The 21,345-nt window shown below is 67.4% G+C and carries 19 protein-coding genes; 12 read left to right on the top strand and 7 right to left on the bottom strand.

The window, feature by feature from the left end; all coding sequences use genetic code 11:
* Positions 1 to 2: 2 nt before the first annotated feature.
* The 3 genes from ACWZHB_RS08500 to fadD11 all read left to right on the top strand — a co-directional run bounded on the left by ACWZHB_RS08500 (position 3) and on the right by fadD11 (position 4,244).
* Positions 3 to 1,460, top strand: coding sequence for a flavin-containing monooxygenase (locus ACWZHB_RS08500; RefSeq protein ID WP_427907382.1), 1,458 nt, complete (start codon positions 3 to 5; stop codon positions 1,458 to 1,460).
* Positions 1,457 to 2,326 carry a short-chain dehydrogenase/reductase gene (locus tag ACWZHB_RS08495; protein ID WP_427907381.1) on the top strand — a complete coding sequence of 290 codons (870 nt, stop codon included), beginning with the start codon at positions 1,457 to 1,459 and terminating at the stop codon, positions 2,324 to 2,326. Before ACWZHB_RS08500 ends, ACWZHB_RS08495 begins: the two co-directional genes overlap by 4 nt.
* Positions 2,327 to 2,444: 118 nt before the next feature.
* Positions 2,445 to 4,244: a fatty acid--CoA ligase FadD11 gene (fadD11, locus tag ACWZHB_RS08490; RefSeq protein WP_427907380.1), complete on the top strand. Its 1,800-nt coding sequence runs from the start codon at positions 2,445 to 2,447 to the stop codon at positions 4,242 to 4,244.
* A 7-nt stretch (positions 4,245 to 4,251) separates the two neighbouring features.
* On the opposite strand, the gene ACWZHB_RS08485 is transcribed toward fadD11, so the two are convergent.
* Positions 4,252 to 4,725: a MarR family winged helix-turn-helix transcriptional regulator gene (locus ACWZHB_RS08485; protein WP_427907379.1), complete on the bottom strand. Its 474-nt coding sequence runs from the start codon at positions 4,723 to 4,725 to the stop codon at positions 4,252 to 4,254.
* 134 nt (positions 4,726 to 4,859) lie between these two features.
* Here ACWZHB_RS08485 and ACWZHB_RS08480 point away from each other — a divergent pair, with 134 nt between their 5' ends.
* From ACWZHB_RS08480 to ACWZHB_RS08470, 3 genes are read left to right on the top strand one after another with little or no spacing between them, the layout of a single operon-like run.
* Complete coding sequence (locus tag ACWZHB_RS08480) at positions 4,860 to 5,687, top strand: SDR family oxidoreductase (RefSeq protein WP_427907378.1); 828 nt, start codon at positions 4,860 to 4,862, stop codon at positions 5,685 to 5,687.
* A gap of 19 nt (positions 5,688 to 5,706) precedes the next feature.
* Complete coding sequence (locus tag ACWZHB_RS08475) at positions 5,707 to 6,210, top strand: SRPBCC family protein (RefSeq protein WP_427907377.1); 504 nt, start codon at positions 5,707 to 5,709, stop codon at positions 6,208 to 6,210.
* 56 nt (positions 6,211 to 6,266) lie between these two features.
* On the top strand, positions 6,267 to 8,585 hold the full coding sequence (locus ACWZHB_RS08470) for a serine/threonine-protein kinase (RefSeq protein ID WP_427907376.1): 2,319 nt from the start codon (positions 6,267 to 6,269) through the stop codon (positions 8,583 to 8,585).
* A gap of 79 nt (positions 8,586 to 8,664) precedes the next feature.
* Here ACWZHB_RS08470 and ACWZHB_RS08465 read toward each other — a convergent pair whose 3' ends face one another.
* Complete coding sequence (locus ACWZHB_RS08465) at positions 8,665 to 9,792, bottom strand: NADH:flavin oxidoreductase (RefSeq protein WP_427907375.1); 1,128 nt, start codon at positions 9,790 to 9,792, stop codon at positions 8,665 to 8,667.
* A 113-nt stretch (positions 9,793 to 9,905) separates the two neighbouring features.
* Between ACWZHB_RS08465 and ACWZHB_RS08460 the strand changes: the two genes are divergently transcribed.
* Positions 9,906 to 10,370 (top strand): MarR family winged helix-turn-helix transcriptional regulator, encoded by a 465-nt coding sequence (locus ACWZHB_RS08460; protein WP_427907374.1) that lies wholly within the window; start codon positions 9,906 to 9,908, stop codon positions 10,368 to 10,370.
* A 90-nt stretch (positions 10,371 to 10,460) separates the two neighbouring features.
* On the top strand, positions 10,461 to 11,630 hold the full coding sequence (locus ACWZHB_RS08455) for an AI-2E family transporter (protein ID WP_427907373.1): 1,170 nt from the start codon (positions 10,461 to 10,463) through the stop codon (positions 11,628 to 11,630).
* A gap of 46 nt (positions 11,631 to 11,676) precedes the next feature.
* Here the strand turns inward: ACWZHB_RS08455 and ACWZHB_RS08450 are convergent, their stop codons facing one another.
* On the bottom strand, positions 11,677 to 12,381 hold the full coding sequence (locus ACWZHB_RS08450) for a YczE/YyaS/YitT family protein (protein WP_427907372.1): 705 nt from the start codon (positions 12,379 to 12,381) through the stop codon (positions 11,677 to 11,679).
* A gap of 29 nt (positions 12,382 to 12,410) precedes the next feature.
* A complete protein-coding gene (locus tag ACWZHB_RS08445) occupies positions 12,411 to 14,183 on the bottom strand; it encodes an adenine deaminase C-terminal domain-containing protein (protein ID WP_427907371.1) in 1,773 nt (590 codons plus the stop codon).
* Positions 14,184 to 14,296: 113 nt separating this feature from the next.
* Here ACWZHB_RS08445 and ACWZHB_RS08440 point away from each other — a divergent pair, with 113 nt between their 5' ends.
* Entirely contained in the window at positions 14,297 to 15,235 is a 939-nt protein-coding gene (locus tag ACWZHB_RS08440) for a LysR family transcriptional regulator (RefSeq protein WP_427907370.1), read from the top strand.
* 81 nt (positions 15,236 to 15,316) lie between these two features.
* Entirely contained in the window at positions 15,317 to 15,934 is a 618-nt protein-coding gene (locus tag ACWZHB_RS08435; protein ID WP_427907369.1) for a TetR/AcrR family transcriptional regulator, read from the top strand.
* Between the two features lie 40 nt (positions 15,935 to 15,974).
* Here ACWZHB_RS08435 and ACWZHB_RS08430 read toward each other — a convergent pair whose 3' ends face one another.
* Positions 15,975 to 17,039 (bottom strand): lipocalin-like domain-containing protein, encoded by a 1,065-nt coding sequence (locus tag ACWZHB_RS08430; protein WP_427907368.1) that lies wholly within the window; start codon positions 17,037 to 17,039, stop codon positions 15,975 to 15,977.
* Positions 17,040 to 17,056: 17 nt separating this feature from the next.
* Positions 17,057 to 18,295: an oxygenase MpaB family protein gene (locus ACWZHB_RS08425; RefSeq protein ID WP_427907367.1), complete on the bottom strand. Its 1,239-nt coding sequence runs from the start codon at positions 18,293 to 18,295 to the stop codon at positions 17,057 to 17,059.
* A gap of 163 nt (positions 18,296 to 18,458) precedes the next feature.
* Between ACWZHB_RS08425 and ACWZHB_RS08420 the strand changes: the two genes are divergently transcribed.
* On the top strand, positions 18,459 to 19,547 hold the full coding sequence (locus ACWZHB_RS08420) for a saccharopine dehydrogenase family protein (RefSeq protein WP_427907366.1): 1,089 nt from the start codon (positions 18,459 to 18,461) through the stop codon (positions 19,545 to 19,547).
* Positions 19,548 to 19,594: 47 nt separating this feature from the next.
* On the opposite strand, the gene ACWZHB_RS08415 is transcribed toward ACWZHB_RS08420, so the two are convergent.
* Complete coding sequence (locus tag ACWZHB_RS08415) at positions 19,595 to 20,461, bottom strand: helix-turn-helix domain-containing protein (protein ID WP_427907365.1); 867 nt, start codon at positions 20,459 to 20,461, stop codon at positions 19,595 to 19,597.
* 88 nt (positions 20,462 to 20,549) lie between these two features.
* On the opposite strand from ACWZHB_RS08415, the gene ACWZHB_RS08410 reads away from it, so the two are divergent.
* The gene (locus ACWZHB_RS08410) at positions 20,550 to 21,341 is read left to right on the top strand and encodes an SDR family oxidoreductase (protein WP_427907364.1); all 792 of its coding nucleotides are present in this window, start codon (positions 20,550 to 20,552) and stop codon (positions 21,339 to 21,341) included.
* The last annotated feature ends 4 nt before the right edge of the window (positions 21,342 to 21,345 follow it).

Below are 21,345 nucleotides of genomic sequence, written 5' to 3'. Positions count from 1 at the left end.
CCATGCCCGCAGAACACACGCACATCGTCGTGCTCGGCGCCGGATTCGGCGGGATCGGGCTCACGATCAAACTCCGCGAAGCCGGCTTCGACGACATCGTCGTGCTGGAACGCGCCGACGACCTCGGCGGCACCTGGCAGGCCAACACCTACCCCGGCTGCGCCTGCGATGTCCCCTCCCAGCTCTACAGTTACTCCTTCGCGCCCAACCCGGAGTGGTCGCGCACCTACGGCAAGCAGCCCGAGATCCTCGACTACCTGCGCACCGTCGCCGAGTCCAACGACGTTATCCGGCACGTGCGGTTCGGCACCGAACTCCTGGGCGCGCGCTGGGACGACGAGCAGTCACGGTGGCGGATCGAGACCTCCCGTGGCACGCTGACCGCGGACTACTTCCTTTCCGCCGCGGGCATTTTCGCCGAGGCCAAGTATCCGTCGCTGCCGGGCCTGGAGACCTTCGAGGGCACGGCCTTCCACTCCCTGCACTGGGACCACGACCACGACCTGACCGGCCGGCGCGTGGCGGTGATCGGCACCGGTGCCTCCGCGGTCCAGTTCGTGCCGGAGATCCAGCCGAAGGTCGCCGCGCTGACGGTGTTCCAGCGTTCGGCGCCGTGGATCGTGCCGCGGATGGACCGTCCGACGCTCGGGCTCGAGCGTCGGCTGCTGCGTCAGATCCCGTTGGCGCAGAAGGCTGTTCGTGGCACCTGGTACTCGCTGATCGAGGGATTCGGCCTGGTCGGGTTCGTCGACAACAGGTTCCGTCATCCCTTCGAACTGCTGGGCCGAATCCAGCTGCGCCGCCAGATCCGCGACCCGAAGCTGCGGGCCACGCTGACTCCGGACTACATGATCGGCTGCAAGCGGGCGATCTTCTCCGATGCCTATCTCCCCGCCCTCGACAAGGACAATGTCGAGGTCGTGACCGACGGCATCGCCGAAGTACGCGCGCATTCCATCGTCACCCGCGCCGGCGTCGAGATCCCCGTGGACACCATCATCTACGGCACCGGATTCACCTCGACGCCCAGTGTTTTCGACCGCATCATCGGTCACGACGGGCGCTCGATCGCCCAGCTCTTCCAGCAACGGCCGCAGACCTATCTCGGCGCGGCGGTGGCCGGGTTCCCGAACTTCTTCTGCACCCTTGGTCCGTTCGGTGCGGCGGGCAACCAATCGGCGGTCTTCATGATCGAGTCGCAGATCGCCTACATCGTCGACGCGCTGAGCACGCTGCGCGCTCGCGGCGGAACACGGGTCGAGGTCCGTTCGCAGGTGCAGCGCGATTTCGTCGAGGAGATGGGCAAGCGCAGCGCCGACACCGTCTGGCTCACCGGTGGCTGCGAGAGCTACTACACCACCGCCGAGGGCGGCAATGCCGGGCTGTATCCGAACTGGAGCTTCGAATACCGCCGCCGCACACGTCGATTCGACATCGAGTCCTACGAGGTGTCGGCATGATCCGGCTACTCGCGCCGACCGACTGGTTCGGGCGCTCCTACGAGGTGGCGGGCAAGGTCGTCGTGATCACCGGCGCCGGTCAGGGCATCGGCCGGGAACTGGCCCGGATCCTGTACCGCCGCGGCGCGCAGGTCGTCGTGATCGACGTCGACGCGGTCGCGGCCCGACGCGCCGCCGACGAGTTGGGCCTCGACACCCACGCCATCGGCGCCGATGTCGCCGACCGGGCGCAGATGACCGCGGCGATCGACGAGGTGGTGCGACGATTCGGCAAGCTCGACGTGGTGGTGGCCAACGCGGGCGTGACGCCCGTGCCCGCCACCGTGCGCACGATGGACCCGGCGGACTTCGACCGGGTGATCGGAATCAACCTCACCGGTGTGTTCAACACCGTCCATCCGGCGCTGGACCACATCGTGTCCACGCGCGGCCATGTCGTGGTGGTGTCGTCCTGCGCGGCGTTCGCGCCGGGGATGGGCGGTTCGCCGTACATGGTGAGCAAGGCCGCGGTGGAACAGCTGGGGCGGGCGCTGCGCGTGGAACTCGCCGCGAGCGGGGCCAGCGCGGGCGTCGCGTACTTCGGCATCGTCGACACCGCGATGACCCACGACATGCTCGACACCGACGACCTCGGCGCAGAACTCGACGCGATGCTGCCGTGGCCACTCGATGTGCGGATCAGCGCCGAGCACGCGGCCCGCACGATCGCCGACGGCATCGCCCGCCGCGCACCGCGCACCATCGCACCGAGCGGCTGGGAACCCTACGCGCTGTTGCGCGGTGCGATCAACGTCGTCCTCGATCACCGCCTCGCCGCCGACACCACGGTGCACGAGCTGATCCGGGCGATCGAGCGCCGCCGCTGAGCGCCTCGCCGCGGGCCCGCACAGGCCGATATCGGCCGCGGACCTTCCGGACAATGCCCATCAGCGTTCTCATCGCGGCACCGCACCTGCCGTCACCAACCAGAAAGTTCCTTTCTCCGTGAGCATTCCTCGTTTCGACACCCTGCCCGCAGCGTTCCAGCACACTGCCTCGATCGCTCCCGAGGCGGTCGCGTTGCGTACGCCAGGCGACACCCAGACCATCACCTGGGCCAAGTACGCGGCCCAGGTCCGCGCGGTCGCCACCGGACTGGCAGGCCTCGGCGTGCGCCGTGGCGACACCGTCGCGCTGATGATGAGCAACCGGGTGGAGTTCTATCCCCTCGAAGTCGGTGCGCAGCATCTGGGCGCCACCTCGTTCTCGGTGTACAACACCCTCTCCCCCGAACAGCTCGCCTATGTGCTCGGCAATGCCGGAGCGCGGGTGGTGATCTGCGAGCCGCAGTACGCGAAGCTGATCGCGTCCGCCGGTGTCGAACTCGACCACATCGTCTGCGTCGACGAGGCACCCGAGAGCACTCTGTCGGTGGCCGAACTACTCGCGGCGGGTCGTGCCGATTTCGACTTCGACGCCGCCTGGCGTGCGGTGCGCGGCGAGGACGTCGCGACGCTCATCTACACCTCGGGCACCACCGGCGCGCCCAAGGGCGTCGAAACCACCCATGCCGCACTGCTTTTCCAGGTGTATGGCATCGCCGATATCCTCGGCATCGAATTCGGTGACACCATCACCTCGTTCATGCCGACCGCCCACATCGCCGACCGCCTGACCGCGCTCTACGTGCAGGAGGTGCTCGGCACCCAGGTGACCAGTGTCGGCGACCCCAAGCAGATCGCCGCCGCCCTCGCCGATCTGCATCCCACGATCTGGGGCGCAGTCCCGCGGGTGTGGGAAAAGCTCAAGGCCGCTATCGAATTCAAGGTCGCGGCCGAACCCGACGAGACCCGCCGCCATGGCATGGCGTGGGCGATGTCGGTCGCCGCGGCCCGCAGCGCCCATCAGCTGGCAGGCGAATCGGTGCCCGCCGAGCTCGCCGCCGAGTGGGCGCGGGCCGACGAGCTGGTGCTGAGCAAGCTGGGTGCCGCCCTCGGTCTGGACCGGGTGCGGTGGGCCATGTCCGGCGCCGCCCCGATCCCGCCCCAGACCCTGGCCTTCTTCGCTGGTCTCGGCATCCCGATCGCCGAGATCTGGGGCATGTCGGAGCTGGCGTGCATCTGCAGCGTCAGCCATCCCCGCGACGCCGTGCTCGGTGCGGTCGGAAAGCTGTTGCCCGGCATGGAATCACGCCTGTCCGACGACGGGGAACTGCACGTGCGCGGACCACTGGTGATGAAAGGCTACCGCGGCAGGCCCGAGCAGACCGCCGAGGCGATCGACACCGACGGCTGGCTGCACACCGGTGACATCGTCAGCATCGACGACGAGGGCTACCTGCGCGTCGTCGACCGCAAGAAGGAGATGATCATCAACGCGGCGGGAAAGAACATGTCCCCCACCAACATCGAGAACGCGATCAAGGCGGCCACCCCGCTGATCGGCGCGATGGCCGTCATCGGCGACGGCCGGTCCTACAACACCGCACTGATCGTGCTCGACGCCGAATCCGTCGAGCCGTACGCCCGCGAGCACGCGCTCCCCGACGCCTCCGCCGCCGCGCTGGCCGTGGACGCGACGGTCCGCGCCGCGCTCGAAGCCGGTGTGGCACTGGGCAACAGCACGCTCTCCCGCGTGGAGCAGATCAAGCGCTTCCGCATCCTGCCCACCTTCTGGGAAGCGGGCGGCGACGAGGTCACCCTCACCTTGAAACTCAAGCGCAAGGTCATCGCCGAGAAGTACGCGGCGCAGATCGACGAGCTCTACGCACCGAACCCGCCCGCCGAGGTCGTCAACGCCGGGTAGCCCGATGTCAGCGTTGCCGCACGGCGTCATAGGCCTGCGGCAACGCCTCGCCGGAGTTGATCGCCAGCAGCGCTCGATGCAAGCTCGCGCGCTCATCCTGATCCAGACCGTCGAAGAGGTCGTCGTTCAGCGTGCGGACTAGTTCGTCGGCCTGCTCGACGGCGCGCATCCCCTGCTCGGTGATCTCGACGAGAAAACGCCGGCGGTCACGGTGATCACGAATTCTTGCGGCGAGCCCCTCGGATTCCAGATGGTCGATCGCGGCAACCATCGTGGTCGAGTCGATGCGTAGCCGGGTTCCCAGTTCGAGCTGAGAACTGGCCTGGTCGCCCGCCAGCACCTTCAAGATCATGAAGTGCCTCGTCCGCAGCCCCAGCGCGGCGAGCCGATCCTCGCTCACGCGGAACATCACCTGCCCGAGCTTGATCAGCAGGCAGCTGGTGTGGTCGGCGACCATATCCGGGACCAACGGTTCGGTCACTGGCGGAACCTCGATTTCTGGGCTGGACAGCAGAGACGATCGTAGTCGGCGCCACACCCACATCCGTCATCGGCAACCCTCGCCACGGATAATCGTGACAGATAATAGTTCGTACTACTGATAGTCTGTCCGGCATGGAGTCAGAATTCATCCAGAAGATCGACCTGACCGACAAGGTCGTCGTCGTCGCGGGCGGCACCAGCGGCATCAATCTCGGCGTGGCCGAGGACTTCGCGCGGGCCGGTGCTCGTGTCGCGGTACTGAGTCGCTCCGCCGACAAGGTCGACGCGGCCGTCGAACGCCTGCGCGCGCTCGGTGCCGAAGCGTTCGGCGGGAGCGCCGACGTCCGCGACTACAGCGCGACCGAGGCCGTCCTGCAATCGGTGCACCAGGAGTTCGGCGACTTCGACGTGATGATCTCCGGTGCGGCGGGCAACTTCCCCGCCGCCGCCGTCGGCATGTCCGCCAACGGGTTCAAGTCGGTGGTCGACATCGATCTGCTCGGCACCTACAACGTCCTGCGCGCGAGCTACCAGTTCCTGCGCAAGCCCGGCGCCTCCGTCATCAACATCTCGGCACCGCAGTCGGAATTGCCGACGATCACCCAAGCGCATGTCTGTGCCGCCAAGGCCGGCGTCGACATGCTCACCAAGGTCCTGGCGATGGAATGGGGCCCGCTCGGGATCCGCGTCAACGGCGTGATCCCCGGCCCGATCGATGGCACCGAGGGCATGGCCCGGTTGGCCCCGACCGAGCAGGATCGGGCCCTGGTCACCGGCAGCGTGCCGCTGCGCCGATACGGCACGCCCCGCGACGTCGCCAACGTGTGCCGATTCCTCGCCTCCCCGCTCGCCGACTTCGTCTCCGGCGTTGTGCTGCCGGCCGACGGCGGGTGGGTTCTCGGTGGTGCGTCGCACGCGATGGGTGTGATCGGCCAGCCGCTTCTCGATGCCGCACATTAGGGCCAGTAGGTTCGAGTCCATGAGCCGCACCACGACCGTCTTCGACAGCATCGACATCGCTGCCGATCCGGTGTTCGTCTATCAGCAGGTCAGCGATCCGACACTGATGGGCCGGTGGAGCCCGGAGAACCGCGGTGCGAAGGTTGCCCAGCCGCGCGAGTCCACCTACGTGGGAATGGAATTCGAAGGGCTGAACAAGCGCGGCGGTGCCCGCTGGGTGACTCGCTGCGTGGTGATCGCGGCCGAGCCGGGGCAGCGGTTCGCGTTCCGGGTCGAGGCGATCGGCGTCCGGCGGCCATGGATCCGGGCGGGTATCGCGACCTGGGAATACCGATTCGAGCCGGACAACGGTGGCACCCGGGTCACCGAGACCTGGCACGACGATCGCCGGTCATGGCCGAATGCGGCGGTTCAGGTCTTCGACCGGATCGTCACCGGTGGAGATACTTTCGTGGAATTCCAGCGCAAGAACATCCACCGCACGCTGCGCAACCTCAAGCAGCAACTCGAGTCGGCGGACTGAACGCGGGCGCCTTCGCGAGAGCACAGTCGGTAACCTCGTCGCCGGAGGAGGGACCGATGTTGCGTTCGGGAGAAGTTTTCGCCGGGTATGTGATCGAACGGCTGCTGGGTGCCGGTGGGATGGGCGAGGTCTACGCGGCCAGGCATCCGCGGTTGCCGCGCTCGGACGCGGTGAAGGTACTGGCGGCAGAGTTCGCGCTGGATCCGCGGTATCGAGTCCGGTTCGAGCGGGAGGCCGATCTCGCGGCGGGCCTGTCACATCCGGCGATCGTGAAGGTCTACGACCGCGGCGAGTGCGACGGCCGGTTGTGGATCGCGATGGAACTGGTCGAGGGTGTCGATCTGGCGCAGCGGCTGTCCGCGACCGGGCAGTTCGCCGCCGACGAGGTGGCCCGGATCGCGGAACCGGTTGCCGCAGCATTGGATCGCGCGAGCGCGCAGGGTCTGGTGCATCGGGATGTGAAGCCGGCGAACATCCTGATGAGCCGGACCGGCGATATTCTCCTGACCGATTTCGGGATCGCGCGACACGCCTCGGACAACTCGGATCTGACCGGCACGGGCGTCATGATCGGCACGCTGAACTATGCCTCGCCCGAACAGTTGCACGGCTTGCCGCTGGACGGGCGCAGTGATCAATACTCCTTGGCCTGCAGTGTCTTTCACCTCCTGACGGGTGCGGCCCCGTTCACGGACGCGAACCCCGCGGTGGTGGTCACACGGCACGCCACCGCCGCGCCGCCGAGCGTGCGCATCGCGCGCCCCGAGCTGGGTCCGGAGGTGGATTCGGTGCTCGCGCGGGCGATGTCGAAGCGGCCCGCGGACCGGTTCGCGACATCGTCGGAATTCGCGGCGGCGCTGGGTTCGGCGCTGCGGCGGTCCCTCGTCGGGTCGCAGGCTGCGCGGACACCTCCCGGCGGCGGGACACAGGCCGCCATCGTGACGGTGATCCGGGACAGCGCCGCGTCGCCACCGCCCCGGCGTGGCATCTGGGCGGGAGCCGGTGCGGCCGCCATGGTCGTCGTCGCGGTCGTGATCGCGTTCGCCCTGTGGCCGAGCGGACCAGAGGAGATCGGGCCGACCGAGGCCGCTCGCGCGATGCCCCGGATCTCGGTCACCGCACAGAGTCCCGACCTCGGCAGCCGGCCCACAGCGCAGCGGTGGCGGCAGCCCGCGGTGCCCGGCTCCGAATACCCGGTCGGGGGCAACGACAAGGTCGTGCTCTACAACCGGGCCGAGCGGACGAACTATCTGGACATCCTCGACGCGGAGACCGGGGCGGTGCTGCGCAGTATCGATGTGGGTCGGGGCGATTTCGGCGACTGCGTGTTCACCCGCTCCGGACGTTACGCGGGATGCCGCGCGCAATACGCCGAAGCAGCGGCGGGAACCACCGACGTCGACTCGGACTCCTACGCGACGAAGATCATCGATGTCCAGGCGGGCGTCGTCTCCGGCAGGCTCGGCGCGGCAACCGAAATCGTCACGGCGGGAGAAGTATTCGCGCTCTTCGAACCGGAACGCAAAAGTAGTCGATTCGGTTCGGTCACCGTCGCGGACAGCGCGGGCACCGTGCGGTGGCAGGCCGACGGGGTTCGCGTCGGCCTCGTGCGCGGCGCGGGCGTGTTGTCGCTCGAGAACGACGGGGTGTCGGGTGATCCGTTCTCGAAGCCGAGCTTCGAGTTGCGCGATATCGAGACCGGCACGGTCGTATATCGGATGACACCCGACAAGCCCGTGGGCAATACCGTCTGGGCTCCGGACTGGGCCGCCTTCCCCGGCGGGTTCGCCGTCGGCCGGGACTTCTACGCGCTCGACGGTACGAAACGATCGAGCGCGGGCGCTGACTGGCGCATCATCCCGAGTGCCGGCTACTCCACCCAGGGCGACGACCCCTCGCCGAACGGCGGTGCGCGACAGTACGCGGAGCCCACTACCGCGGCGGCCCTGCCTGTGCTGATGAACAAGCGGGCCGAGGTGATCGGCGCATTCGATCCGGCGACAGGTTCGGTCCTCTGGTCGAGGGAGGTACCGAAGGAAGCGGGCTACAGCAACAATCCGGCCGTGGCGGGCATCGGCGGCAAAATACTCTTTCGCTGGGATGCCACCGGCAAATCCCAGTTCGCCAACGCGACCAACGCCGCGGCGTACGCATGGTTCGACGCGTACACCGCCGACGGCGGACTTCTTCCGGACGAGCAGATCCCCTGGGCGACCGACGGCACCCGGGTCGTCACCGTCCCACGCAGCGGCAAGGGGACGGTGACCGTGGTGCCGTCGGGTGAGCACCCGAGCCCACTGTGGTCACTCGACTTCACCAGCCCGATTCGGACTTTCGAGGGTCGGGTGTACGTGGGCAACCGACGCGTGGTGTGAGGACTGGCCGCCTGCGACTACACCTCTGATCAGCGGCGAGTCCTCACGGCATCTGCGGTGAATACGCCGGATGCCGGTGTCAGCTCAGCGTTTTCAGCGCTGCCGCGTCGTAGGGCTTCAGTTCGCCGGTTCGTCCTGCCAGGACCTTGGATGCCCAGTCCGGGTCCTGGAGAAGCGCGCGGCCGACGGCGACCATGTCGAATTCGTCGCGTTCCATGCGGTCGAGGAGGTTGTCGAGGTTGCCGAGCTCGGCGCCCTGACCCCGGAACGCATGGAGGAAGTCGCCGTCGAGGCCGACCGAACCCACGGTGATGGTCGGCTTGCCGGTGAGCTTCTTGGTCCAGCCCGCGAGGTTCAGGTCCGACCCGTCGAACTCCGAGATCCAGTAGCGGCGGGTGGAGGCGTGGAAGGCGTCGACGCCTGCGGCGGCCAGCGGTGCCAGGATGGCCTCGAGTTCCTGCGGGGTCTCGGCGAGGCGGCCGTCGTAGGCGTCCTGCTTCCACTGCGAGTAGCGGAAGATCACCGGGAATTCCGGCGAGACGACGGCGCGGACCGCGGCCACGATCTCGGCGGCGAACCGCGTGCGCTCCACCGCGTCGCCGCCGTAGCCGTCGTCACGACGGTTGGTCCGCGCCCACAGGAACTGGTCGAGGAGATAGCCGTGCGCGCCGTGCAGTTCGACGCCGTCGAAGCCGATCCGCTCGGCGTCCGCGGCGGCGTCGGCGAAGGCGCCGATGACATCGTCGAGGTCGCCCTGGGTCATGGCCTTGCCGGTGCCCTCGGTGCCGTCGACACGAATGCCGGAGGGGCCGACCGCGGGGGCGTCGGGGTAGGGCGCCTCGCCCTGCTTGCGGACCATGCCGATGTGCCACAGCTGCGGCACGATCGTGCCGCCCGCCGCGTGCACGTCCGCGGCGACCTTCGCCCACCCGGCCAACTGCTCGTCGCCGTGGAAGCGCGGCACCCGGTCACTCTGCCCGGCCGACTCGTGGCCGACGTAGGTGCCCTCGGTGACGATCAGGCCGACGCCCGCGGCGGCGCGGCGGGCGTAGTAGGAGCGCACGTCGTCGCCGGGAATGCCGTCCGGGGAGAACATGCGCGTCATCGGTGCCATCGCGATGCGGTTCGGGACGGTCAGGCCGTTCAGCGTGACGGGCCGGGACAGGATCTCGGCCGTGCGGGCAGCCTCGGACGCGGTGACGATCACTGGATACTCCTCGTAGCTACTTGACTATGTCGAAGGTTGAGTACTTCAAGCAATGCCCCACGGTAGAGACAGATATTTGAGATAGTCAAGTTTCTGCGCATAAACTGGCACTCATGACAGCAGCTCCCCGCGTCGACACGGCTCATCTGATGGAGCTGCTCTCGATGTCACTCGGCGCCTACTACGGGGATTTCACCGCGGCGGCGGCGAGTGAGAATCTCACCGCGAGCCAGGGCAAGGCGCTGACCGTGCTCCGCCGGGGCCCGGTCGCGATGCGCGCGCTGGCCAACAGATTGGGCTGCGACGCCTCCAACGTGACCGGGATCATCAACCGGCTGGAGAAGCGCGGCCTCGTGCAGCGCGAGGCAAGCCCCTCCGACCGGCGGGTCACCAATCTCGTCATCACGCCAGAGGGCGAGCGCGTCACCGATGCGATCCGAGCACGGATGCACACCACCGAGCAGGGCCTGAACGGGCTCAGCGATCAGGACCGCGCGCACCTGTCCGACCTGCTCGAACGGGTCTTCCCCGGCCGCTCCCCTGGTCCGTGCGAGGGCAGGGCAGACGCGGCGGAGTAGCGCGCACGCCGGCCGCGGCGCGGATGAACGGCCGATGGCCACCGGCCACGGCACTACGCACCCGGCGATCGATCGTGTCAGACTGGCGACGTGAGCGGGCAGGGGAAAGAACCCAGTGGGGTACAACCGAAACCGACGCGTGAGCGCGGCGACGTCATCGGGGGCGGGCTGCTGTGGCTGGCGAAATGGTCACTGTGCATCGTGGCGATCGCGGCGGGGGCGTGGGTGCTCGGTTCCGTCGCCGCCCGCCTGTGGGTGGTGCTGCTGCCCATCGCGCTGGCGATCGTGGTGACCACGGTCCTCTGGCCGCTGACCCACTGGCTGACCCGGCACAGGTGGCCGCCCGCGCTGGCCGCGTCGGCAACCCTGCTGGGATTCGTCGCGGTGCTCGCCGGGGTCATCGCGCTGATCGTGCCCTCGGTGGCCGATCAGGCACCCGAACTCGCCGACAAGGCCACCGACGGTGTCAACCAGGTCCGCGACTGGATCCAGGGACCGCCGCTCAACATCCGTGACGAGCAACTCGATTCCGCGGTCGAGGCCATCGTCGGCCGGCTGCAATCCAGCGGCGCGCAGATCGCCGGCGGCGTGTTCACCGGCGTATCGACGGCCACCTCGGTCCTGATCACCGTGTTCCTGGTGTTGGTGATGGTGTTCTTCTTCCTGAAGGACGGCTCGCGTTTTCTGCCCTGGATGCACGTGGTGTTCGGCAATCGCAGCGGCCATCACGTCGAAGCCGTGCTGGAACGCGTCTGGGCGACTCTGGGTGGGTTCATCCGCACTCAGGCGATCGTCAGCATGGTCGACGCGATCTGCATCGGCGCGGCCCTGTTCATTCTCGATGTTCCGCTGGCGATGGTCCTGACGGTGATCACTTTCATCGGCGGATTCATCCCGATGGTCGGCGCGTTCGTCGCCGGCGCCCTCGCCGTCCTGGTCGCACTGGTCGGCAACGGGCTCACCACGGCGCTGATCGTGCTCGGCATCGTCATCGCGGTGCAGCAATTGGAAGGCAATGTGCTGCAACCGGTGCTGCAGAGCCGGAGCATGGAACTGCACGCGGTCATCGTGCTGCTCGCCGTCACCGCGGGTGGCTCGCTCTACGGCATCACCGGCGCGTTTCTCGCGGTGCCGGTGGTCGCGATGGTCGCGGTGGTCATCCGCTACATCGGCGAGCAGGTCGACGCGGCCACCGGATCGGGGCCGCCGGAGGTCGATGACGGCGACGCCGCGGTGACCCCCGCAGCCGCCGACGCGTAATCCACGAAGTAATGCCGGACAGCGAACTGTCCGGCATTACTGGTTTCTAGTCAGCCACGGGTGCCGGCCGTGGCAGGAAAGACCGCTGTCGAGCCGTGAACTTCTCGTGCAGGAAGAAGTACAACTTCACGTACTGCCCGACAAGGATCGCGTTGATGATCGTGCCTTCACGAATGAAGTGCGGTGCGCCGAGGAACAGCAGGCCGATGCCCGCCGACAGGGCCAGCAGCGTGCAGTCGAACACCGTCTTGATGTTTCCCCACTTGCGGCCCGTCTTCTGCTGGATGGTGTTGACGAACAGATCGATGGGCATCAATATCAGGTTCGCGCGGATCATCAGGAACAATCCGAATGCCAGCATCGCATCGGCGAAAACCAGCAGCACGAAATTGGCCGCGTACGGCTCGAGATGAATTCCCTTGGTGATCATCAGGTTGAAGTCGAGGAGCAGCGCCAGCACCAGCGCCGGAATCATCGACAGCAGATAGCTCGCCTTGAATGCCTTCGGCCGGACCAGGAAGGTCAGGCCGAGCATGATGACCTCGAGGATGAGGTTGTAATTGCCCTGACTCAGTGGCGTGAACACCAGGGTCATCGTGCGGGTGAGGCTGCTCTGCGGGGAGATGCCGATCCCGGCCCTGATGGCCAAACTGAGGCCGAGGGTGAGGATATAGATCCCGGCGATGTAGACGATCCAGCGACGCACCTTGTTTCCGTTGTCGATGACTGCCGTGTCTTTGTCGTGCTGCATGACGGTATTCCTTGCTCTGTCGGCCGAGGCTATTTCATGAAGCCGAAGCGGTCGAGCGAAATGAACAGCGTCAGCAGCTTGTTGACGACCGGTTCACCTTCGTTGCGGTTGCCCAGCTTCGCGAGGGCGTCGTCGATCGAGCGGGTCGCGTCGACGAGTTCGGTCAGGTTCATGTCGGCCATCACGCCGTAGAAGTCCAGCGGCAGCACGGCCTTCGTCTGCCCGTCCTCGGTCACGACGCAGCCGCCGACGAGACCGTCCAACTGCCCGAGGTTGTCGAACATCTCCGCGCTGTCGGTGCCGACCACCACGAAATAGGCCGACGGTGCCGGCCAGAACGTGGAGACCGCGCCATGGTCCAGCGAGACGCCCTTGAACAGCGCGTTGACCGTGTGGCGCGCACCGTCGGCGTAGCGCTGCACGACCGAGATCCGGTTGAGCCGCACACCGTCGAGTTCGGGGACGACCACGCCGTCGCGGAACGGAACCCACACCTCCTGCGCGAACTTGAGATGCCCGCGGCCGTACACGTCGAACAGCAGCACCTTCGCCTGCGTGCCGTCCTCGGAGACCTCGATCGGCGCGAGATCGAGCTGCTCGGCGCGCAGGTCACCGAGGCCGGGCCGAGGTTGTTTGGCCAGGATCGAGTAGTCGATGCCGACCGGCTCCAGCAGCCGGCGGTCCGCGGCGACGAGCTTGCCGCCCTTGAAGACGTAGCGGGGGTTGATCTTGGAGAGGCTGTCGGTCAAGACGATGTCGGCGAAGCGCCCCGGGCTCAGCGAGCCGAGGTCGCGGTCCTTGTGGAAGGAGCGTGCGGCATACAGCGTGCCCATCTTGATCGCCTGGATCGGCGCCATTCCCATCTCGACAGCGAGGGAGATGACCCAGTCGATGTGGCCGTGCCGCAGCACCCTGTCCACCGAGATATTGTCGGCACAGAGCTGGAAGTTCTCGGCGGGCCAGCGACGTTTCACGATGGCGCGCAACATCGTTCGAATGACCTCGGGGCTACCGACCCCGAATTTGATCTGGGTGTTGAGGCCGTAGCGGATACTCTTTTCGATATCGTCTTCGTTCCAGACGTCATGGTTGTTGTCGACGCCGATCGCGGGCATGTAATTGAGCATCATGTCCGACAGCGACGTGACGCCCCAGTGGCAGTTCACGAATCCCGCGTTCGCTCGTCCGAGCGCGGACTTACGGAAATCGTCGGCGTTGCCGGTCATGTAGGACAGGTGGGCCAACTCCCCCAGACCGATCACCGGATCCATTTCCAGCATCGCCTCGGTGACGTCGGGTGAGCTCTTCTTTCCCGGCGCGAAGGCATAGAGCCGGTACGGCAGCTTGTCGTGATCGGCGAACAGCGCTTTGGCCGCGTCGACCGCCTCGGCACCCGCGGCGCTGGCGAAATCGAGCGTCTCGCCGAAGACCGTGGTGGTGCCGCTCGGCACGATCGCCTCGCCGAACGCCGCCGGGTGCGCGAGCTGGGATTCGAAGTGCAGGTGCGAGTCGATCAGGCCCGGAATCGCGTAAAGGCCCTGACCGTCGAAGGATTCGCGGAACCGCACGATCGATTCGTCCGGGTTCAGCGCGATGATGCGCTGCCCGTGGACCAGCAGCGATCCGGGATAGACGCTCTCGCTGTGCACATCCAGGATGTACAGGTTGCGCAGCAGCAGATCGGCTTCCTGTTCACCTTCCAGGATGCCGAAGATCGTCCGGACGTGATCGTCCTGGGCGGCAACGTCTGTCGAGCCCGGGGCCTCGGTTGTCGAATTGTGGTCCTGCATGGCGGTCCTCACGTCGAAATTCATTTCTGTGCATTGATTGGACGTGATCAGCACTGTTGCCCACAAGCATTCGTTTTCGCACGATGTGTACTAATATTTCGCACACGAGCCGAAGGAGGTGCGTGGTGCTCCATTCACGATTGCTGCAGTACATCGACGAGGTGGCGCGGCTGGGCTCCATTCGCGCCGCCGGTGCCCGGCTGCACGTCGCGCCCTCGGCGATCAACCGGCAGATCTTGCTGCTCGAAGCCGAACTCGATCAACCGCTGTTCGAGCGGTTACCGCGCGGCATGCGTCTCACCCCGGCGGGCGAAGCGCTGGTCGCGCATATCCGGCAGACACTGCTGCAATACCGCGAGACGGTGGCCGACATCCGCGATCTGCGCGCCCTCGGCAGCGGTGAGGTCGTGATCGCCACGATGACCGGCCTGGCCAGCAGCGTCGTCGCCACCGCCGCGGCGACGTTTCGCGCCCGTCATCCGCAGGTCCGGATATCGATCCGCACCATGTCGACCCTCGATATCGTGGCCGCGGTCGAGAACAGCGAGGCCGATCTCGGTCTCGGCTTCAACATCCCGTCATCGACGCAGCTCGAGATCTACTGGCAGATCAACACCCGGCTCGGAGTTGTTGTCTCCCCCCATCATCCGCTGGCCGCGATGGACACGATTCCGCTCGCGCACTGCACGCCGTACCCGCTGATCTTCGCCGACCGCTCGATGGTGATTCACGGGATCGTCGCCGAGGCCTTCACCAAAGCCGACCTCGATATCCAACCCGCGTTTCACACCAACTCGATCGAGACGATGAAACGGCTCGCGACCACCGGCGAAGCCATCGCCTTCCTCAGCGAATTCGACATCGCCGACGAACTGCGCGACGGCCGCCTGGCTTTTCGGCCCGTTCGAGATGCCTTCAGCGACAACATCATCGCGCTGGTGCGCCGGGAAAAGCACGGCCACGGTCTGGCCGGGCTCCTGCTCGCCGACGAGATCGTCGGGGCATTGCGGCCCGGCGAGACGCGAGCGGCACCAGTCGCTCCGACGAGCGACCAGGACCGCTGATCGTCGAGCCGTACCTTTTGGTAGGTTTGACTGTACGGCTGAGTACGGTTCGCCGCCCGCGACACCCGAAGGAAAGTGGCCATGACCGAGAAATCGCGACCACCGGCTCCGGTGTCCAAACGCAAAGCGGCAGCGGCGCGGGGTGCGGCACGCAGGCTCGGCGTCGAGGACTGGACGGCCGCGACTCTGCGCATCCTGCTGCGCGACGGCGTCGCCGCGATCACCATCGCCAAGGTGTGCGACGAGCTCGGGGTGACCAAAGGCAGCTTCTACTGGCATTTCGACGGCATCGACCAACTGCTCGAGACCACGGCGCAGTTCTGGTGCGCCGACCACAATGACGCAGCCCGCGGATTCCAGGATCTCGACGATCTGCCGCCGCGGCAACGCCTGGACCGGATGGGCGAACTGCTCACCGGGGAGCGGGTGTGGCAGGTCGAACTGGCGGTCCGGGACTGGGCGCGCACCAACACCAAGGTGGCCGAGGCGGTGAAGGCACTGGATCAGCGGATCTTTCACAGCCTGTCCGACACCCTTGTCGACATGGGGTTCTCGGCCGAACAGGCGCAGATGCGCGCGGGGCTGATGTGCTTCGCCGGCATCGGTTTCGTCCACGGAAATCAGAATCTGCCCGTGCCGACCGAGGATCAGCGCCGCGAGTTCTTCCGCTTCGTCACCAGCACCGAATCGCCCCGGTGATCAGCTGACCTGCGCTGCGCCACAAGGAGTTCCGCGGGGGTCAGGTCAGCGCGACCAGTTCGTGCAGCGTGGTCCCACTGCGCCGCCGCGGTCCGCTGTCGGCGTGCACCGTCAGGTCGAAACTCGACTCGAACCGGAAGTAGCCCGGGTGCCCGACCAGCCGATGCACCAGCGGTTTGATCAGCCGTGCCCGCACCACCGGCAGGTCATCCAGTAGATCGTGGGCGTGGATCACCCGCGTCACGTCCAGGCGTAGTTCGACTTTCCCGGGGACGCGCAACTCGATCCACTCGGGATAGGCGCGGCCCGCGGTGGCGTCGAAACGCGCCGGTCCCTCGGTGAGCACCGTTTCGCCGGTGGACAACACGATGTCGGCGTGGTGCGCGAGCATCAGCGGGTTGATCTCGTGTCCGCCCCGGCGCTGCTGGGTCAGCACCGAGGCGTACAGCAGGGAATAGTCCTCGACATACAGTCGGCCCCAATGCCAGCGCTCGATGATCTTCTTCATGTCGCCGACGCCCCAGTTGTGGTCGTGATACCCACGTCCGGTGACGTCGTGGCGCACGCCGTCGAGTTCGATCGACCCGGTCACCTCGGCGCGCGGGGCACCGACCATCCAGCCGAAGGAATCCGCTGTGCCGAAACGGGTTTCGCCCTTGCCCGGCATCCAGCTCGGCACCTCGTTGTGGAACCGCAGGTCGAACGCGATGCCGCCCTCGGCCATTCGCAGGTGATGGGTGGGCGGCCCGTCGTCGCGGAACTCGGTGCGCGCGGTGTTGTCGCCGATGCGGACATCGCAGGCATCGGAGGAGAACGAGGCCGCCGACTGTGGGTAGCGCCGCGACACCTGGCGGCGGGTGCCGTCCGGGGCGTAGACGATCATCTCCACCCAGGGGCGGGCCAACGGCAGGTCTTCGGGCCTGCGCTTGGTCAGGAAGCCGATCACCACGTGGCCGGTGTCGAGGTGGGCGTCGAAATACCAGTGCTCGAAGGCGAGTTTGCTCGGCGACGGATGAAAGCCGTTGTGGCGCGGTTCGACCGGGGTCAGTACCGCGTCGCGGCGGCCCGGACCGTTCCATACTTCGACGATGTCTGCGGTGGTCATGGCTGCTTTCGGTGGGGTCATCGGCGCAGTGCGCCGCTGGCGTCGAAGGCCGCTTCGCGACCTCGCATCTGGGCTCGGTACCAGTTCTCACGGTGGGCGAGCATGAGTTTCTCGTGCGCCCGCGCGAACGGCGGGCAGATCCGGCGCGCGAGTTCCATCGCCGTGATCAGCGGAAAACGCAGGAGCGGGAGCAGTATCCACGGGAAGGCGGGCGGCATGGTGTAGCGACGCCGGGTGCCGGGTGCCATGTACATCGCGGAGTACACGGAATTGATGCGGTAGTTGTACTTTTCGCGCAGGCGCGTCAGACCGCTATGGCCGTCGCGGGGAGCGAAAGCCGCGGGGTAGGACTCGATCAGCTCGGTGCCGTGCTGACCGGAGTCGTAGGACCGCGACGCGATGGTCATCGCCAGAACCCGCAGCCCGTCCGAGACCGTCTCCGGGTACCAGCGCAGCCGCACGCCCAGCAGATGGCCCATGTACTTCTGGAAGTGCAGCAGCGCACGGATTTCCGAGGGTGTCGTCTGATAACCCAGCGCCCACAAGCCGAGACCGGGCGTCACACTGCCCGCGAGCAGGGTCAGCATCTGGTAGGTCTGGCTGATCGGCAGGCCCCATCGGTCGATGTCCCATTCGGGATGCCCGGCCACCTTGGCGCGTACCGAGACATGCATGACCCGGACCTTCAGCGCGGTCGCCCGGCCCGCCGATCCCGGGGTGAGCAACGCGTCGCGCGCCGAGACATCCATCCAGAACCGGGTGGTCTCCAGGAATCGGCGCAGCGCGCTGTCGCCCGCGTAGCCACCGGCCAGTGACAGCGGCGTCGCGACCGCCGCCTCGGTGTACATCTCGAGCGTCTCGGCCCCGGCGAAGCTGAAAAGCATTGTCCCCCAGCGCCGCCAGATCGCCGCACCCTGCTCCACCAGTTCGGGCACCACCCAGTCGGGCACCGTCTCGAATTCGGCGAACAGCGCGCGCATGGATTCCGGTGCGTCGGGCACCGCGTCGATGCCCTCGGTCAGCGCCGTCTCCAACATCCGGCGTCCGGCTTTCGGCCCGATCTCGCCGTGCATCACCTCGGCGACGAAGCGTTCGGCGACCGGGTCACCGGTGAACAGGTCCTCGCACAGGGCGACCGCCTGCTCGTCGGTGGGGAACAGCCGCTGCCTGGTCACCGTCGTGAACACGCGTTCGATGCGCTGCACTGCCGGAGTACTGCGAGCTTCCCAGTAGCGAAAGGCGGTGGGGCACTTCACCGGTGGCCTCCTGTTGTTCGAGGCTCCGACCGAGCCCGAAACGACCGTACTACTTCACACAGTTTTCCATACCTTAAAGTACGGAAAGAGCCTCGTCGTTTGCCACACCGCACGAAAAAGTAGGTAGTGTCAGCAAGCGGCCAACTATGAGGAGACAGCGGCGATGCCGAAAATCGTATTGTTCGGGGCCACCGGGTACACCGGACGCCTGACGGCCGAGGCGCTCATCGCACGCGGCGCTTCGCCCGTGCTGGCGGGACGCAACGGGGCCGCCGTCGAGAAGCTCGCCGCCGACCTCGGCGGCGCGCGGACTGCGGTCGCCGACGTCACCGACCCCGATTCCGTGCGGGCCCTACTCGACCGCGGCGATGTGCTGGTCACGACGGTCGGCCCGTTCTTGCGCCATGGCCGTCCCGCGCTGGACGCGGCGATCGCCGCCGGAGCGCACTACGTCGACTCCACGGGCGAAGGCCCCTTCATTCGCACCGTGTTCGAGCTCGACGACGAGGCCCGCGCCGCCGGGGCGGGCCTGCTGACCGCGTTCGGGTTCGACTACGTGCCGGGCAACCTGGCCGCCGGACTCGCCTTGCGTGAAGCGCCGACCGCTACCCGTGCCGAGATCGGCTACTTCGTACAAAGCCCCGGCACCAGCGGCGGAACCCGTGCCTCCATGGCCGGAATGCTGTTCGAATCCGGCTTCGCCCTGCGCTCCGGGCGGGTTGTCGCCGAGCGCACCGGCGCGCGTCTGCGCACCTTCGATGTCGCCGGAAAGAGCCGCACGGGCACCTCGATCCCCGGATCCGAGCATTTCGCGCTGACGCGCTCCTATCCGAATCTGCGTGCGGTCGACGTCTTCCTCGGCCTGCCTCCGCTCGCGGCACAGGGATTGCACCTCGGCTCGCGACTGACAGCCGTCGTCGCGCAGGTGCCCGCGCTCAAGCGTGGTCTCGATGAAGCCCTGGCTCGAACCGTCAAGGGGTCGACCGGTGGTCCCGACGCCGACGCTCGCGGCCGCACCCGTTCCTGGGTGGTCGCCGAAGCGCGCGATGACGCCGGCAAGACGTTGGCGAGCGTCACGCTGGCGGGCGGCGATCCCTACGATTTCACCGCGGCGATCATGGCCTGGGCCGCCGAGACCGCACTGGGCGGTGGACTACTCGACGCCGGTTCGCTTGGCCCGGTCGACGCGTTCGGGCTCGACGCACTCCATACCGCCGCTGTCCGCGCGGGCTGGAACCGACACCCCGCATGATGTCGGCCGAGCTGCGAGCTGAACGGCTCGGTGCCGTGGCCGGCGTTTCACAGAACCGCGGACAGCGCCGCGGCCCCCGCTCGGATCGTTGCCAGGTAGTGCGCGCGATCGCCGCGGCTGACCGCGGCCTGTAGAGGACCGATCTGTACCTCGTATGGTGCCGCGGAGCCGTCGAACACCGGTGCTGACAGGTAGCTCACGGGCAGTGGTTCCGCGCTGTCGAGGTCGGCTTCGCGATAGGGGCGGGCGGTGAGGCGCGAGAGTTGGCGCAGTACCCGAGTGCGTAGCTCCGGCTGTACCACTTCGGCACCGACCGCGCCGAGAAGTTCCGCGAGCACATCGACCAGACCGGCGTCGTCGGAGTCGGGGCGAAATACCGCGCACCCGTGGGTGGTGACGAATCGCAGCAGCGCGGGCGCGTTCCGCCGCGCCGGACCGGTCGCGCTCGCCGACCAGGCTTTGCGCTCGGCCTCTTGCCGCCACGGCATCACCGCGGCACCGGCCGGATAGCCGAGCGGAATGGATTGTCCCACAGCGAGTCCGGGCAGAATCCGGGCGCCGAGCGCGTACTCCTTCGCGACCACGGTGAGTCGGCCGTCGGCGATCCGGCTCAGTGTCACGCCGCAGTGCGCGGACGCGGCCAGCGCCTTCAGCTCGGCGCTCACCGCCGCGCTCGGGATCTCGGTGTCGACCGGGCGCAGGACAGCCAGCGCCGGACCTGGACCGAAACGGCGCGCACGGTCGCGGCGCACCCAGCCCGCGTCGGTGAGTTCGGTGAGCACCGCGGTGACGGTGGCACGGGCGAGACCGAGCGCCGAGGCGACTTCCGAGGCGGTCAGCGCTCGCTCGGCGCGGGTCAGCAACTCCATCACCTCGATGACCCGGCGGGTCGGCGGCGACGCGGATTCCGGCATGGCACCCCTTGTTCACGGGCGCTGCCCGCCCTACACTGCCTCGACTATTCGTCGCATATTAGTCGACTATTCGACACGAGGTGGGATCATGATTCTCGACCAATTCCGTCTGGACGACCGGGTCGCCGTCGTCACCGGTGCGGGGCGCGGGCTCGGCGCCGCGGTCGCCGTCGGCTTCGCGCAGGCGGGCGCCGACCTGGTGATCGCCGCGCGCACCGAGTCCGACCTGCGGCAGATCGCCGAAGAGGTAGCGGCGGCCGGTCGACGCGCACATGTCGTGGTCGCCGACCTCGCCGATCCGGAGACGGTCGCCGGACTCGCCGAGATCGCGGTGGAGCAGTTCGGCCGTTTGGACATCGTCGTCAACAATGTGGGCGGGGCCATGCCGAAGCCGTTGCTCGACACCTCCCCCGGCGATCTCGCCGACGCCTTCAGCTTCAATGTCGGCACCGCGCATGCCCTGGTACGGGCCGCTGTTCCGCGAATGCTCGCGACCACGGGCACCGGATCGATCATCAACATCACCTCGACCATGGGCAGGCTCCCCGGCCGCGCGTTCGCCGCGTACGCGACCGCCAAGGCCGCGCTGGCGCATTACACCCGCAGTGCTGCCCTGGATCTGAGCCCCCGCATCCGGGTCAATGCCATCGCACCGGGCTCGATACTGACCTCGGCCCTCGCCGTCGTCGCGGGCAACGACGAGATGCGAACCCAGATGGAGCAGGCCACACCGCTGAAGCGACTCGGTGAGCCGACCGATATCGCCGCGGCCGCGGTGTTTCTCGCCTCGCCTGCCGGATCGTTCCTCACCGGCAAAGTCCTCGAGGTCGACGGCGGTCTCATCGCCCCCAATCTGACCATCCCCCTTCCCGATCTGTGAGGAC

Source organism: Nocardia sp. FBN12, from assembly GCF_054031145.1.
This window is presented reverse-complemented; position numbering and strand designations above follow the sequence as displayed.

Coding starts and splice junctions, on each gene's coding strand:
- ACWZHB_RS08470 (WP_427907376.1), top strand. CDS start 6,267: ATGTTGCGTTCGGGAGAAGTTTTCGCCGGGTATGTGATCGAACGGCTG.
- ACWZHB_RS08430 (WP_427907368.1), bottom strand. CDS start 17,039: ATGACCACCGCAGACATCGTCGAAGTATGGAACGGTCCGGGCCGCCGC.
- ACWZHB_RS08495 (WP_427907381.1), top strand. CDS start 1,457: ATGATCCGGCTACTCGCGCCGACCGACTGGTTCGGGCGCTCCTACGAG.
- ACWZHB_RS08460 (WP_427907374.1), top strand. CDS start 9,906: ATGACAGCAGCTCCCCGCGTCGACACGGCTCATCTGATGGAGCTGCTC.
- ACWZHB_RS08500 (WP_427907382.1), top strand. CDS start 3: ATGCCCGCAGAACACACGCACATCGTCGTGCTCGGCGCCGGATTCGGC.
- ACWZHB_RS08410 (WP_427907364.1), top strand. CDS start 20,550: ATGATTCTCGACCAATTCCGTCTGGACGACCGGGTCGCCGTCGTCACC.
- ACWZHB_RS08420 (WP_427907366.1), top strand. CDS start 18,459: ATGCCGAAAATCGTATTGTTCGGGGCCACCGGGTACACCGGACGCCTG.
- ACWZHB_RS08415 (WP_427907365.1), bottom strand. CDS start 20,461: ATGCCGGAATCCGCGTCGCCGCCGACCCGCCGGGTCATCGAGGTGATG.
- ACWZHB_RS08475 (WP_427907377.1), top strand. CDS start 5,707: ATGAGCCGCACCACGACCGTCTTCGACAGCATCGACATCGCTGCCGAT.
- ACWZHB_RS08435 (WP_427907369.1), top strand. CDS start 15,317: ATGACCGAGAAATCGCGACCACCGGCTCCGGTGTCCAAACGCAAAGCG.
- ACWZHB_RS08450 (WP_427907372.1), bottom strand. CDS start 12,381: ATGCAGCACGACAAAGACACGGCAGTCATCGACAACGGAAACAAGGTG.
- ACWZHB_RS08480 (WP_427907378.1), top strand. CDS start 4,860: ATGGAGTCAGAATTCATCCAGAAGATCGACCTGACCGACAAGGTCGTC.